The organism is Pseudomonas bubulae (assembly GCF_900618535.1).
GTDB classification, from domain to species: Bacteria; Pseudomonadota; Gammaproteobacteria; order Pseudomonadales; family Pseudomonadaceae; genus Aquipseudomonas; species Aquipseudomonas bubulae.
In genome coordinates this window covers 820,970-834,440 of the sequence record NZ_UYJA01000002.1, presented here as the reverse complement: position 1 = coordinate 834,440, position 13,471 = coordinate 820,970, and the positions used below count along the sequence as shown (strand labels likewise).

10 protein-coding genes are annotated in these 13,471 nt (G+C 58.6%); 1 reads left to right on the top strand and 9 read right to left on the bottom strand.

What is annotated here, in order from left to right; genetic code table 11:
• Nucleotide 1: 1 nt before the first annotated feature.
• From PPTH39_RS10550 to ppsA, 5 genes are all read right to left on the bottom strand, one after another.
• Nucleotides 2-247: a CrfX protein gene (locus tag PPTH39_RS10550; protein WP_095003121.1), complete on the bottom strand. Its 246-nt coding sequence runs from the start codon at nt 245-247 to the stop codon at nt 2-4.
• Between the two features lie 62 nt (nt 248-309).
• Complete coding sequence (locus PPTH39_RS10545) at nt 310-1,305, bottom strand: CorA family divalent cation transporter (RefSeq protein WP_130871946.1); 996 nt, start codon at nt 1,303-1,305, stop codon at nt 310-312.
• Between the two features lie 24 nt (nt 1,306-1,329).
• Entirely contained in the window at nt 1,330-1,821 is a 492-nt protein-coding gene (rraA, locus tag PPTH39_RS10540) for a ribonuclease E activity regulator RraA (RefSeq protein WP_095003119.1), read from the bottom strand.
• A gap of 298 nt (nt 1,822-2,119) precedes the next feature.
• Nucleotides 2,120-3,079 carry an alpha/beta fold hydrolase gene (locus tag PPTH39_RS10535; RefSeq protein WP_130871945.1) on the bottom strand — a complete coding sequence of 320 codons (960 nt, stop codon included), beginning with the start codon at nt 3,077-3,079 and terminating at the stop codon, nt 2,120-2,122.
• A 104-nt stretch (nt 3,080-3,183) separates the two neighbouring features.
• Nucleotides 3,184-5,559: a phosphoenolpyruvate synthase gene (gene ppsA, locus PPTH39_RS10530; RefSeq protein WP_130871944.1), complete on the bottom strand. Its 2,376-nt coding sequence runs from the start codon at nt 5,557-5,559 to the stop codon at nt 3,184-3,186.
• Nucleotides 5,560-5,736: 177 nt separating this feature from the next.
• Here ppsA and ppsR point away from each other — a divergent pair, with 177 nt between their 5' ends.
• Entirely contained in the window at nt 5,737-6,555 is an 819-nt protein-coding gene (gene ppsR, locus PPTH39_RS10520; RefSeq protein WP_016779906.1) for a posphoenolpyruvate synthetase regulatory kinase/phosphorylase PpsR, read from the top strand.
• Nucleotides 6,556-6,644: 89 nt separating this feature from the next.
• On the opposite strand, the gene prpD is transcribed toward ppsR, so the two are convergent.
• The 4 genes from prpD to prpC form a co-directional block, all read right to left on the bottom strand.
• Entirely contained in the window at nt 6,645-8,129 is a 1,485-nt protein-coding gene (gene prpD, locus PPTH39_RS10515; protein ID WP_130871943.1) for a 2-methylcitrate dehydratase, read from the bottom strand.
• Between the two features lie 160 nt (nt 8,130-8,289).
• Nucleotides 8,290-9,480, bottom strand: coding sequence for a 2-methylaconitate cis-trans isomerase PrpF (gene prpF, locus PPTH39_RS10510; RefSeq protein WP_095027251.1), 1,191 nt, complete (start codon nt 9,478-9,480; stop codon nt 8,290-8,292).
• A gap of 47 nt (nt 9,481-9,527) precedes the next feature.
• The gene (gene acnD / locus PPTH39_RS10505; RefSeq protein ID WP_095003114.1) at nt 9,528-12,119 is read right to left on the bottom strand and encodes a Fe/S-dependent 2-methylisocitrate dehydratase AcnD; all 2,592 of its coding nucleotides are present in this window, start codon (nt 12,117-12,119) and stop codon (nt 9,528-9,530) included.
• Nucleotides 12,120-12,194: 75 nt separating this feature from the next.
• Nucleotides 12,195-13,322, bottom strand: a complete 1,128-nt coding sequence (gene prpC / locus PPTH39_RS10500) for a bifunctional 2-methylcitrate synthase/citrate synthase (RefSeq protein ID WP_095032471.1) — start codon at nt 13,320-13,322, stop codon at nt 12,195-12,197.
• Nucleotides 13,323-13,471 lie beyond the last annotated feature (149 nt).

Sequence of the window (13,471 nt, the reverse complement as noted above, 5' to 3'; positions counted from 1 at the left end):
TTCAATCAGCCTTATCAACAGGGCGAGCAGCAGATTTGCGCCGCGAAACGGGCGCAATATGAGCCGAACCGCTATTCAAAGCAATCATCAGTGCTTGCATCCAGCGGCCCAGCAGGCTGAAAAGGTCTCCCGCACCGACCTGTCGGTTGGCGGTTTTCAGCACGCGACCCAGGCACGCATCGTCATCCCGGTTGGACGGCTCGGCCTTGAGCATTTCACGTAAGGACTGTTCAAACGGATCGTGCATAAGCACCTCTCGGTAAGTCAGTAAAAGACGAAGGGACATTTGCCGGGGTCACATTCACCCGGTCACAGCCACTGCAAACGACGGTAAAACCACCATTGCCCCGCCCCGATAACCAGCATCACGCCGCAGGTTATGGCAAAGCCATAAGAGTCATCGGAGAACGGTACGCCCCCCACATTGATGCCCAGCAAACCGGTAATAAAGGTGATCGGCAGAAAGATCCCCGTCAGCACGCCAAAGCGATACATGATGCGGCTCATGCGCACGTTCAAACGCCGGTCTTCAGACTCGAGCACCAGCCCCACGCGCTCGCGGGTCAGTTCGAGCTCCTCCAGATAGCGGGTCAGGCTGTTGTTCAGTTCGTTCCAGTAGTCGGCATCATCGGCACTGAACCAGGGTAATTTGATACGCGTAAGCTGCCCAAAAATATCCCGCTGAGGTGCCAGGAATCGACGCAAGGCGGCTGCCCTTCGACGAACCTGCAGGAGGCTGTTGTGATCAGGTGTGTACCGTTCGTCGGCATCTATTTTATCTTCTTCGTCATCGACGATTTCTGACAGTTCGCCGATCAAGTCCTGCACCTTCAATGTCAGGTGCTGGGCCAGGTACAGGATCAATTCAGAGGGATTTTTCGGGACTTCACCCTGGGAAAACTCACTGAGCAACTCATCGGTGGCCCGCAATGGTCGCATGCGCAATGAGATCAAGCGCTGCGCACTGCCGAAAATACGCAGTGAAACCATGTCTTCAGGCTCTGCGCCGGGGTTCAGGTTGACCCCGCGCATAAACAGCAGCAGCTCATTGTTGGGGGCAGGCACCAGGCGCGGACGGGTATTTTCTTCAAGCAGCAGATCACAGTTGAAATCACTCAAGCCACTGGAATCACGCAGCCAGCTCTGGGTTTGCGGATGACTGCGATCCCAATGCAGCCAGAGGCTTTCGTGGGCCTGCAACTGAAGGTCGTTCAGCTCGGTGCGCGCAATCGAACGTGCGCCGCCTTCACCATCCAGCACCAGCGCATGCACCAGCCCCCATTGAGCGTTTTCTTCCTCGAACATCCGTGATCCTTAGTGGTAATGCGTTTAGCCCGGCATTTTCAGAGCGGTTGGCGAAATGATAACGCCATTATTGTCGGCATAAATGAATTCACCGGGGCGGAACGTGACACCCGCAAACGTCACGGGCACGTTGACATCGCCCACACCGCGACGGTTGCTCTTGAGCGGATGACTGGCCAAAGCCTGCACGCCGAGATCGGTTTGCGCGAGCACATCGACGTCGCGAATGCAGCCGTAAATAACAATACCTTCCCAGCCATTTTTGGCCGCCCTGTCTGCAATCATGTCGCCCAGCAAGGCATGACGCAGGGAACCGCCCCCATCGACCACCAGCACTTTGCCTGCACCGCTGAGTTCAGCCTGTTCCTTGACCCGGGAGTTGTCCTCGAAGCACTTGATGGTCACGATCTCGCCGCCAAAGGAGTCGCGCCCGCCGAAATTGCTGAACATGGGCTCAAGTACCTGCACCAGCTCAGGGTAGGCATCGCACAGATCGGGGGTGATGTAGTGATTCACGGGAAAGCTCCTGTTCAGGGTGGGCACAACAGTGAAAACAACGATAGCACTATGGGTTATAGACGCTTTGGACAAGCCCGGCTTTAAAAGTCGTCCAAGCCTCGAGCGGCAACCAATATCACATAAAAGAACACGTTATGACCACCTTGCGATATCGGGTCACACGCCATCCGCAGCAGCTACCGTATGAACGAAGCAGCTGCAGAAACACTGCAACTGTGGGAGCGAGCCTGCTCGCGAAGATCGTTCGCGAGCAGGCTCGCTCCCACAATGGAGGGCCTGACCTGCAACAGAGTATCTACAACGATTTCGTAGTGCCTTTTAGCAGCCAATCACGCACCAATGGCCACACTTCCTGCTGCGCAGCCTGGCTGACCAGCATTTCAACGTGACTGTAATCAGAGCTGAAGCCATGCTCACGGCCAAGGGACACGAACATGCGCTGTTCTGAGCCCAACTGGTCGAACAGCTTGCGACACGCCCACTCCGGCGTTTGCCGATCACCCACCGCTGCCACCACCAGTGCCGGGACCTGAACCTCGGCCAAACCGGCCCACCAGTCGCGCTCGGCGTCCTTGAAACGCCCCATAAAACCATTCCAGCGCAGGGTTTCCAGGGCGATGCTGACTGGCTCGTCTTCCGGGCCACGCTTGAGTCGCGTCCCCGACAGTTGCTTGAAGCGCTTCAACAACAGATAGGCACCCCACTCAATCGGAGGAATTTTCAGTGACCAGTAACGGCGATTGATCTGGCAGCCAAAAAACGCCGCCGACGCCACATCCGGCTCACTCAGATACTTGCCCCCCAAGGCCGCGGCCAAACTGATGGCACCCTGAGAATGGCCGAGCCAGTGCGGAACTTGCCCGCTTTGTTCGCGAACAAATGCCGCTATGGCTGGCAAGTCGTAGCGCGCATAGTCCGCCACGCGATTTTTAGCCCAGCTAATATTTCGTGACGAAAGACCATGGCCACGCATTTCGGGCAGCCACACATCAAACCCGGCACGCGCCAAAAACGCCCCTAGCCCTGCCCCCTTGGGCGAGTACCAAAAACGCCGATTGGAAAAACTGCCATGCAACAGGATGACCGGCACGCCGCGTACCTGGCTGTCGTCGGCCATCCCCAGGCGGGTCACCACCAGCTCAACGGAAATATCCGGGCTGTTGGCCGGTTTCAAGCGATAAACGTCTTCGCTCAGATCGCCCCGACGCTCAGCGCTGATCAGGGCAACGGGAAAAAGGAGACTGCTGCTTTGCATAATGCTCTTGCACAAAAAAGGGCGATTTCACACAGGAACTCGCCCTACCATTGCCTATAAAGAGCAGGGCAGCCCTTTGGCTGCCCTGCTCCACGCTCAACGACTCAAGCCTGCGCCTGACCCTCTGCAAGGAAGAACCAGGTTTCCAGAACGGTGTCCGGGTTCAGGGAAACACTTTCGATACCCTGTTCCATCAGCCATAGCGCCAGATCCGGGTGATCGGACGGGCCCTGGCCGCAAATACCGATGTACTTGCCAGCCTTGTTGCACGCCTGAATGGCGTTGGACAGCAGCTTTTTAACCGCCGGGTTGCGCTCATCAAACAGGTGCGCAATGACACCGGAGTCGCGGTCCAGACCCAGGGTCAGCTGAGTCAGGTCGTTGGACCCGATGGAGAACCCGTCGAAGAACTCCAGGAACTCTTCAGCCAGGATCGCGTTGGAAGGCAGTTCGCACATCATGATCACGCGCAGACCGTTTTCACCACGCTTGAGGCCGTTTTCCGCCAGCAGATCTATCACCTGGCTCGCTTCACCCAGGGTACGGACGAACGGCACCATGATTTCAACGTTGGTAAAGCCCATTTCGTTACGCACACGCTTGAGCGCACGGCATTCAAGCTCGAAGCAGTCGCGGAAGTTTTCACTGATGTAACGCGAAGCACCGCGGAAGCCCAGCATCGGGTTCTCTTCTTCAGGCTCGTACAGCTTGCCGCCGATCAGGTTGGCGTATTCGTTGGACTTGAAGTCCGACAGGCGCACGATGACTTTTTTCGGTGCAAAAGCGGCGGCCAGGGTGCTGATGCCTTCAACCAGCTTTTCGACGTAGAAGCCCACCGGATCGTTGTAGCCGGCGATGCGTTTGTCGACGCTGTCCTTGATTTCCTGTGGCAGGCCATCGTAGTTCAGCAGGGCTTTGGGGTGTACACCGATCATGCGGTTGATAATGAACTCCAGACGGGCCAGGCCCACACCGGCGTTCGGCAATTGCGCGAAGTCAAAGGCACGGTCCGGGTTGCCGACGTTCATCATGATCTTGAACGGCAGGTCCGGCATGGCGTCCACGGAGTTCTTCTTGATATCGAAGCCCAGTTCGCCTTCAAAGATAAACCCGGTATCGCCTTCAGCGCACGAAACGGTAACGCCCTGGCCGTCTTTCAACAGCTGGGTGGCGTTGCCGCAACCCACCACGGCCGGGATACCCAGCTCGCGAGCGATGATCGCCGCATGACAGGTACGACCGCCGCGGTTGGTGACGATGGCGCTGGCGCGCTTCATCACGGGTTCCCAGTCCGGGTCGGTCATGTCGGAGACCAGTACGTCGCCCGGCTGGACTTTATCCATTTCCGACACGTCCTTGATGATGCGGACCTTGCCTGCACCGATACGCTGGCCAATGGCGCGGCCTTCAGCCAGTACCGTACCGGTTTCCTTGAGCAGGTAGCGCTCCATGACATTGCCGGCGCTGCGGCTTTTCACGGTTTCCGGGCGCGCCTGTACGATGTACAGCTTGCCGTCATCGCCGTCTTTGGCCCACTCGATGTCCATCGGGCACTTGTAGTGCTTCTCGATGATCATGGCTTGCTTGGCCAGTTCGCTGACTTCAGCATCGGTCAGGCAGAAACGCGCGCGATCGGCCTTTTCAACGTCGATCACCTTGACCGACTTGCCGGCCTTGGCTTCGTCGCCGTAGATCATCTTGATGGCTTTGCTGCCCAAGTTGCGGCGCAAAATAGCCGGGAGACCCGCTTCCAGGGTTTGTTTGTGAACGTAGAATTCGTCCGGGTTTACCGCACCTTGCACGACGGTCTCACCCAGGCCGTAGGCGCCGGTGATAAACACTACATCACGGAAGCCTGATTCAGTGTCCAGGGTAAACATCACGCCCGCGGTGCCGGTTTCGGAGCGCACCATGCGCTGTACGCCTGCAGACAGGGCGACCAGTTTGTGGTCAAAGCCCTGGTGCACGCGGTAAGAAATAGCGCGGTCGTTGAACAGGGAGGCAAATACTTCCTTGGCCGCACGAATGACGTTTTCAACGCCACGGATATTCAGGAAGGTTTCTTGCTGACCGGCAAAGGACGCGTCCGGCAAGTCTTCGGCGGTGGCCGAGGAGCGCACGGCAACGGCCATGTCAGGGTTGCCCTGGGACAAAGCGGCAAAGGCGGTACGAATTTCGGCGTTAAGCTTCTCCGGGAACTCGGCTTCCATGATCCATTGACGGATCTGGGCACCGGTTTTGGCCAGGGCATTGACGTCATCTACATCGAGCGCATCCAGCGCAGCGTGGATCTGGTCGTTCAAACCACTCAGTTCGAGAAAATCACGATATGCCTGAGAAGTCGTGGCGAAGCCACCGGGAACTGAAACACCAGCGCCTGCAAGATTACTGATCATCTCGCCGAGGGATGCGTTCTTGCCCCCCACATGCTCCACGTCATGGGCGCCGAGCTTATCGAGGGAAACTACGTACTCTACCAAGGTGATCTCTCCACTAACGGTGTTGGGAAAAGCTCAGGGCGCTGGACCCTCATCATGAGGCATCACAGCGATTGTGGCCTGGACCTGGAAAATAAGTGACACTGCCTGTCATGTAGCGCGACAAAAGCGCGCCTATCATATCCAAGAATCGTCACCAGCTTAAGGCCCAAGGCGCAAATGAAACGATCTGCTTTCTTTATATCCGATGGCACCGGTATTACTGCCGAAACCCTGGGCCAGAGTTTGCTGGCACAATTCGAAAATGTGACCTTCAGCAAGTTCACGCGCCCCTACATAGACAGCGTGGAAAAAGCGCGGGCAATGGTACAACAAATCGATAACGCCGCCGAAAAAGACGGATTCAGCCCGATAATTTTCGACACTATCGTCAATCAGGACATTCGCGAAATCCTCGCCACGTCCAATGGCTTCATGATCGACATCTTCTCCAGTTTTCTTGCTCCACTGGAGCAGGCGCTGGGTGAACATTCCTCGTATTCGGTGGGCAAGTCCCACTCCATTGGCCACAACTCCAACTATATGGAGCGCATCGAGGCGGTGAACTTTGCCCTCGACAATGATGACGGCGCCCGCACACACAAGTACGACAAGGCCGACCTGATCCTGGTTGGCGTGTCCCGCTGCGGCAAAACCCCGACCTGCCTTTATATGGCCATGCAATTCGGCATCCGCGCTGCCAACTACCCGCTGACCGATGACGACATGGAAAGCCTCAAGCTGCCGGCTGCCCTGCGTGAACACAAACACAAGCTCTTCGGCCTGACCATCGACCCGGACCGCCTGACGGCCATCCGCAACGAACGCAAGCCCAACAGCCGCTACTCAAGCTTTGCCCAGTGCGAATTTGAAGTGCGCGAAGTTGAACGCCTGTTTCAGCGCGAAAACATTCCGCATATCAACTCCACGCATTTCTCGGTGGAAGAAATCTCGGCCAAGATCCTGGTCGAAAAAGGCGTGGAGCGGCGGTTCAAGTAACAGCCCTGAACACATGAAACCTGTGGGAGCGAGCCTGCTCGCGAAAGGGCTTTACCGGCTTCGCGAGCAGGCTCGCTCCCACTTCTGGCTCAAATCACCAACAGGTCCACAAACCGGTTAACCGGCGTGGCCTCCAGCGCCTGCTGATCCTTGCACAGGGTAAAAATCTGCGCACACCGCTGGCTCACAAAACGGGTGGCCAGGTTGGCCCTGAACTTGTTCTCCAGCAATGGAATCCCCGCATCACGACGCCGACGATGGCCAATGGGGTATTCCACTTCCACCTGCCCGGTGCTGGTGCCATCGCTGAAAAAAACCTCGATGGCATTGGCAATTGAGCGTTTGTCTGCCTCCAGGTACTCGCGTGTGTAGCGCGGATTTTCGACCACTACCATTTTTTCCCGCAATTGGTCGATGATCGGGTGGGCCGCGTGAAAATCATCTTCGTAGTGTTCTGCTATCAGATTGCCAAACGCCAGCGGTACCGCGGTCATGTATTGAATACAGTGATCACGGTCCGCCGCGTTGGCCAATTTGCCTTGCTTGGAAATGATCCGAATCGCCGATTCGTGGGTTGTAATCACGATTTTCTCGATATCGTGCAAGCGGTCCTTGACCTGGGGATGCAAGGTCACCGCTGCTTCACACGCAGTCTGCGCATGGAATTCGGCCGGGAAGCTGATCTTGAACAGCACGTTTTCCATTACATAGGTGCCATAGGGCTGGCTCAGGCTGAACTGGCGCTGGTCCTCGGGCTTGAGCGCCAGATCCTTGTTGGTATGGCTGAACAGCACATCGTAGAAGCCCCATTGCGGCGCAGTCAGCACCCCGGGGATGCCCATTTCACCGCGTAATGCAATGTCAGCCAGACGCACCCCGCGACTCGACGCATCCCCGGCGGCCCAGGATTTACGCGATCCGGCGTTCGGCGCATGACGATAGGTGCGCAACGCCTGCCCATCCACAAAAGCATGGGACAGCGCCGACAGCAACTGCTCGCGAGTGGCGCCCATCAGTTTGGCGCACACCGCCGTCGAGGCGACCTTGACCAGCAGAACATGGTCCAGGCCAACACGATTGAAAGAGTTTTCCAGGGCAATCACGCCCTGAATCTCATGGGCCATGATCATTGCTTCGAGCACCGCCCGCATCGTCATCGGCGCTTCGCCATTGGCTACACGTTTTTGCGACAGATGATCGGCTACCGCCAGAATACCGCCCAGATTATCCGAAGGATGGCCCCACTCCGCCGCCAGCCAGGTGTCGTTGTAGTCCAGCCAGCGCACGATACAGCCGATGTCCCATGCCGCCTTGACCGGGTCCAGGCGAAACGAAGTACCTGGGACCCTCGCGCCAAAAGGTACAACCGTGCCCTCGACGAAAGGCCCCAGGTGCTTGGTGCACTCCGGAAAACGCAGCGCCAGCAGGCCGCAGCCCAAGGTATCCATCAGGCAGTTGCGGGCAGTATCGAGGGCTTCGGGGGAGGTGATGGTGTAGGACAGGACATAATCGGCAATGTCCTGCAAAACCTTGTCGTAATCGGGGCGGTTGTTGAGGTCGACGTTGGCGCTCATGGGGCAGTCTCCAAAGAGTGGGTAAGGGTCGTGTCCATCCTCAGGTTCATCGTGATTTTGCGGGTCTAAATGCCCGTTTGATGTATCAGAATCAAAAGCCCCTCACCCTGGCCCTCTCCCCGAGGGAGAGGGTTGGGGTGAGGGCAAAGGGTTCACCCGATCAAAAAGAATCACCTGGCACCCGCACCCAGCCTTCCATCAGTACCCGCGCACTGCGGCTCATGATGGCTTTGGTCACGGTCCATTCGCCGTCAACCTGCCGGGCTTCGGCACCCACGCGCAAGGTGCCCGAGGGATGGCCAAAGCGCACGGCATCGCGCTGTTCACCACCGGCCGCCAGGTTGACCAGCGTGCCCGGGATCGCCGCAGCCGTACCGATGGCCACCGCAGCGGTGCCCATCATGGCGTGGTGCAACTTGCCCATCGACAAGGCCCGCACCAGCAAATCCACACTCTGGGCACTGACCGGCTTGCCGCTGGATGACACGTAGTCCGCAGGCCCGGCAACAAAGGCGACCTTGGGCGTGTGCTGACGCTTGGCCGCGTCTTCAAGCTTGTCTATCAGGCCCATGCGCAACGCACCGTGAGCACGGATAGTTTCGAACATGGCCAGGGCTTTCGGGTCGCTGTTGATGTCGTTCTGCAGCTCTGCACCGCTGTAACCGATATCCCGCGCATTGACGAAAATCGTCGGAATCCCGGCATTGATCATGGTCACATTCAAGGTGCCGACACCCGGTACTTCAAGGTCGTCCACCAGGTTACCGGTTGGAAACATCGAACCGCCTGCCCCCTCTTCATCCGCTGCCGGGCTGATAAATTCCAACTGCACCTCTGCGGCCGGGAAGGTCACGCCGTCGAGTTCAAAATCGCCGGTTTCCTGTACCGCACCGTCGGTGATCGGCACATGGGCAATGATGGTCTTGCCAATATTGGCCTGCCAGATACGTACCACCGCCGTACCATTGCGGGGGATACGAGCGGGATCCACCAGGCCGCTGCTGACCGCGAACGACCCGACCGCCGCAGACAGGTTGCCGCAGTTGCCGCTCCAGTCCACAAAGGGCTTGTCGATCGCGACCTGACCGAACAGGTAATCGACATCATGATCCGCACGCAGGCTTTTGCTGACGATCACGGTTTTGCTGGTGCTGGAAGTGGCAGCGCCCATGCCGTCGATCTGTTTTTCGTAAGGGTCTGGGCTACCGATCACGCGCAACAACAAGGCATCACGGGCGGCACCCGGTACCTGAGCCACGGCGGGAAGGTCCAGCAGACTGAAGAACACGCCTTTACTGGTGCCGCCACGCATATAGGTCGCGGGAATTCTGATTTGCGCTGCGTAGGCCATATCACTGAGTCCTGTAGTAGCCGGGGCTCGTGGCCCCGGCGCTGGGGTTAGGCTGTCGCCGATTCCAGGAAGTCCTGGGCAAAACGCTGCAACACGCCGCCTGCTTCGTAGATCGAGACTTCTTCCGCAGTATCCAGGCGGCAGGTCACCGGCACTTCCAGGCGCTCACCATTTTTGCGGGTGATCACCAGGGTCAGCGTGGCACGCGGGGTGCGTTCGCCGATCACGTCGTAGGTTTCACTGCCGTCGATTTGCAGGGTTTTGCGGTTGGTGCCCGGCAAAAATTCCAGTGGCAACACGCCCATGCCCACCAGGTTGGTACGGTGAATACGCTCAAAGCCCTCGGCCGCAATGGCCTCGACCCCTGCCAGGCGCACCCCTTTGGCCGCCCAGTCACGGGACGAACCCTGACCGTAATCGGCGCCCGCGATAATGATCAACGGCTGCTTGCGCTCCATGTAGGTTTCGATGGCTTCCCACATGCGCATCACCTGCCCTTCGGGCTCAAGGCGAGTCAGGGAGCCCTGTTTGACCTTGCCGTCCTCGATCACCATTTCGTTGAACAGTTTCGGGTTGGCGAAGGTCGCGCGCTGGGCCGTCAGGTGGTCGCCGCGGTGCGTTGCGTATGAGTTGAAGTCGACTTCCGGCAAGCCCATTTTCGCCAGATATTCGCCTGCGGCGCTGTCGAGCATGATGGCGTTGGAGGGCGACAAGTGGTCTGTGGTGATGTTGTCCGGCAGTACCGCCAGCGGGCGCATGCCCTTGAGCGGACGAGCCCCGGCCAACGCACCTTCCCAGTACGGCGGACGGCGGATGTACGTGCTCTGCGGGCGCCAGTCATACAGCGGCTCGACTTTCGGGCCGGTGTCTTCATGAATGGCGAACATCGGGATATACACCTGGCGGAACTGCTCCGGCTTCACGGCGGCCTTGACCACGGCGTCGATTTCTTCATCGCTCGGCCAGATGTCTTTCAGGCGGATTTCCTTGCCATTGGCGTCCAGGCCCAATACATCTTTCTCGATATCGAAGCGGATAGTGCCGGCAATCGCGTAGGCCACCACCAGCGGCGGCGAGGCGAGAAACGCCTGTTTGGCGTAAGGGTGAATACGCCCGTCAAAGTTGCGGTTGCCCGACAGTACAGCCGTGGCGTACAGGTCGCGGTCGATGATTTCCTGCTGGATGGCCGGGTCCAGGGCACCGGACATACCGTTGCAGGTGGTGCAGGCAAATGCCACCACGCCAAACCCCAGTTTTTCCAGTTCATGGGTCAAACCGGCTTCGTCCAGATACAGGGCCACGGTTTTGGAGCCCGGCGCCAGCGAGGTTTTGACCCACGGTTTGCGGCTCAGGCCAAGCTGGTTGGCATTGCGCGCCATCAAGCCCGCAGCGATCACGTTGCGCGGGTTGCTGGTATTCGTGCAGCTGGTGATCGCCGCGATGATGACCGCGCCGTCGGGCATTTGCCCCGGCACTTCGTCCCATTGACCGGCGATGCCTTTGGCCGCCAGATCAGTGGTGGCCACACGGGCGTGCGGGTTGCTCGGTCCGGCCATGTTGCGCACTACCGACGACAGGTCAAAGCTCAGGCTGCGCTCGTACTGCGCACCCTTCAGGCTGTCGGCCCACAGGCCGCTGACCCTGGCGTAGTTCTCCACCAGTTGCACTTGCTGATCTTCACGACCAGTCAGCTTGAGGTAGTCAATGGTTTGCTGGTCGATGTAAAACATCGCAGCCGTGGCGCCGTATTCAGGAGCCATGTTGGAAATGGTGGCACGGTCGCCCAGGGTCAGCGCTGCGGCACCTTCACCGAAGAACTCCAGCCAGGCACCGACCACTTTCTGCTTGCGCAGGAACTCGGTGAGCGCCAGCACCATATCGGTGGCGGTAATGCCCGGTTGCAGCTTGCCGGTCAGTTCGACGCCGACGATTTCCGGCAGGCGCATCCACGAGGCACGGCCAAGCATCACGCTTTCGGCCTCAAGACCACCGACACCAATGGCGATCACGCCCAGCGAATCCACGTGAGGGGTGTGGCTGTCAGTGCCTACGCAGGTATCAGGGAAGGCCACACCGTCGCGCACCTGGATCACCGGAGACATTTTCTCCAGGTTGATCTGGTGCATGATGCCGTTGCCCGGCGGGATCACATCAACGTTTTTAAAGGCTTTTTTGGTCCACTCGATAAAGTGGAAGCGGTCTTCGTTGCGACGGTCCTCGATGGCGCGGTTCTTTTCGAACGCCTCGGGGTCGTAGCCGCCGCATTCCACCGCCAGCGAGTGGTCGACGATCAGTTGGGTCGGCACTACCGGATTGACCTGGGCCGGATCACCACCCTGCTGGGCGATGGCGTCACGCAGGCCGGCGAGGTCGACCAGCGCGGTCTGGCCGAGAATGTCGTGGCACACCACACGCGCCGGGAACCACGGAAAGTCGAGATCGCGCTTGCGATCGATCAACTGGCTCAGCGATGCATTCAGGGTGGCAGGATCACAGCGGCGTACCAGGTTTTCGGCCAGTACGCGGGAGGTGTAAGGCAATGTGTCGTACGCACCGGGCTTGATCGCATCGACGGCCGCACGGGTGTCGAAATAATCCAGCCGGGTGCCCGGTAATGTTTTGCGAAATTCAGTATTCATTGGCGCAGGACTCGATCACGGTAGTTACAAAAGAGGGAACCGGCTCCCACCTTCAGCGGGAGCCAGTGGCCTCACTCAGCGACGTTCGATTGGCACGAACTTGCGCTGTTCTACGCCGATGTATTCGGCGCTCGGACGGATGATGCGGTTGTTGGCACGCTGCTCGAACACATGCGCCGCCCAGCCGGTCAGGCGTGAGCAGACAAAGATCGGGGTAAACAGCTTGGTCGGGATACCCATGAAGTGATACGCCGAGGCATGGTAGAAATCGGCGTTGGGGAACAGCTTCTTTTGTTCCCACATGGTTTTGTCGATCGCTTCGGAGACCGGGAACAACACGGTGTCGCCCACTTCGTCGGCGAGTTTTTTCGACCAGCCCTTGATCACTTCGTTACGCGGGTCGCTGTCTTTGTAGATCGCATGGCCAAAGCCCATGATCTTGTCCTTGCGCGCCAGCATGCCGAGGGTGCCTTGCACCGCCTCTTCTGCCGAGTCGAAGCGTTCGATCATTTCCATCGCCGCCTCGTTGGCGCCGCCGTGCAGCGGGCCGCGCAGCGAGCCGATCGCTGCAGTGATGCATGAATACAGGTCGGACAAGGTCGAGGCACAAACACGGGCAGTAAAGGTCGAAGCGTTGAACTCGTGCTCGGCGTAAAGGATCAGTGACACGTTCATCACCTTGACGTGCAACTCGCTCGGTTTTTTGTCGTGCAGCAAGTGCAGGAAGTGGCCGCCGATCGACTCTTCGTCGGTTACGCAGTGAATGCGCTTGCCGTCATGGCTGAAGCGATACCAGTAGCACATGATCGCCGGGAAGGCGGCCAGCAGGCGGTCGGTCTTGTCTTGTTGCTCGGCGAAGTCTTTCTCCGGCTCGATATTGCCCAGGAACGAGCAACCGGTGCGCATCACGTCCATCGGGTGGGCGTCGGCGGGAATGCGCTCCAGCACTTCTTTCAATGCCTGGGGCAGATCGCGCAGCTTTTGCAGCTTGGCCGTGTAGGCAGCCAGTTGGGTCCTGGTAGGCAGTTCGCCATATAACAGCAGGTAAGCCACTTCTTCAAAGCGCGCTTCGGCCGCCAGTTCACGTACGTCATAACCACGATAAGTGAGGCCTGCGCCTTCCTGGCCTACGGTGGACAGGGCCGTTTGCCCGGCCACCTGGCCGCGTAGTCCGGCACCACTCAATACTTTTGCTTCGGCCATTGCGCTTCTCCAATCTTGAATTTGTTAGGGATTCGGCAACTACTGGGTTCAATACATACCTGTGTGGGAGCGAGCCTGCTCGCGATTCAGGCAACACGGTTTGCCTGAATCACTGCGGTGACCCTATCGCGAGCAAGCCCGCGCCCACA